This window comes from Oscillibacter valericigenes (assembly GCF_021531435.1).
Classification (GTDB): domain Bacteria; phylum Bacillota; class Clostridia; order Oscillospirales; family Oscillospiraceae; genus Oscillibacter; species Oscillibacter valericigenes_B.
In genome coordinates this window covers 1-1,600 of record NZ_JAFBIS010000065.1, presented here as the reverse complement: position 1 = coordinate 1,600, position 1,600 = coordinate 1, and the positions used below count along the sequence as shown (strand labels likewise).

Genomic DNA, 1,600 nt, shown 5'->3' with positions numbered 1-1,600 from the left:
AGAAAAGACCTGCTAAGTTTTGTCAAGAGTAAAATTCAAGAATTTTGAGTAGGTGAAAAAGGCCGCACTAAATCAAGCCGCTTCGCATCTCAAAATTGAAAACGGCGGCCAGCCAACGGTATGTAACGAGGTCAGGATTGCTCCGGCTTATTCAAGTAGGCTTTCACCGTGGCATAGTAGATCCGCAGAAACTTGTTGGCGGAAGCCATCATGTAAACGAGGTACGGCTTGCCTTCGGAGCGTTTCTTGTCCATGAACTGGTAGACGGGTTCATCAGGCGGCGAGTTCTCCAAATAGGCACTCATGACAAGAAAAAGCGTCCGCCGCAGGGACGATGCGCCAATCTTGCTCATGGCCTTGTGCCGGCCTGTAACATCGCCGGAATCGTTCGGTGGGGCGTCAATGCCGGCGTAGGCCACGAGGGCTTTCTTGGAGTGAAAACGCCGTACATCGCCGATCTCAGCCATGAGCTGTGGGCCGAGAGTTGGACCAACGCCGAACATTCCCATGACGACTGGGTACTCCGGAAGTTGAGCCGCCAGCGTCTGCATCTCCTGCTTGAGCGCAGCGAGAGCAGAGGAGGTCGCTTTGAGCTGAGATACGGCTTGTTTTACAAGCAGCTTTGTCGTGCTGGACTTCGGCATAACGCCAACGCACCCGCAGGCTTCGCTGTAAATACTGCGGGCCTTTTCCTCGCGGTAGTTGTATCCTTGCTTTTTACACCACCGCTGATACTTGGTCATAAACGCCTTTTCAGAGCATTCGCGGATGCACTCGCAGTGCCAGAACTCGGCTACAAAGTCCACCCACTTTTCGCTACCATCTGCACGGGCAGGACTGCGAAACAAGCGGTTTGCATTCGGAAATGTGGTATCCAGCAGTGAAACCAGGTTGTTTTTCTGCATGGTCTGCACCTTGCATCCCTGCTGGTACTGCCGATAGCAGTTCTTCAGCAGCAACCGGGTATTCTCCTCTGGGATGTATCTCTGCAAGGAGAGCCAACGATCAAGGCCATAGTTCGCCAGCTTTACGGCGTCCTTCCTGTCGGTCTTGACACGCCTCAATTCGTTGTTCCCGTAGCCATGCACCAGCTTTGCATTGACAACGGAAACATATAGTCCCGCGTCATGGAGTGCCTGAGCTACTGGCAAATGGTAATTTCCTGTGACCTCCATGACTACGCGCGTCTCACCGTCCAGGCTTTTGAGCCGCCTTGCCAGCTCGCTCAGTTCACTGTCGGTGTGACATACTTCAAAGGGTGAGATGACAACTTCTCCAAAGGGACGCATGGCTGCAACCATGCTTCTGCCTTTGGAAATGTCGATGCCAACAGAGTTCATGTACTACCTCCCATACAAATCTGCAACCGGAATCCATCTTTTTCTCGCTGCCGATTCAATCTATTTGGTGACACGAACTCTATGGCTCAACCTGCTTAAATCGAACGCTGCAACAAGGGGATGGCTGACAGTCTTTTCTGCGGACATGGAAGCCCAAGGAGCAAGTGGTCAGCCAGTTGCTCCCCTAATTGTAGCTGAGGCACGAGATGGAAGGAAGCCCAGCTGGATGCTGAGCTTCCAACCAAAACTTATTGTAATAG

At 52.3% G+C, this 1,600-nt stretch carries 1 protein-coding gene; it reads right to left on the bottom strand.

The window, feature by feature from the left end:
- Window positions 1-131 precede the first annotated feature (131 nt).
- Window positions 132-1,340, bottom strand: coding sequence for an IS110 family RNA-guided transposase (locus JQM68_RS13550; protein WP_235223550.1), 1,209 nt, complete (start codon window positions 1,338-1,340; stop codon window positions 132-134).
- Window positions 1,341-1,600: the final 260 nt, after the last annotated feature.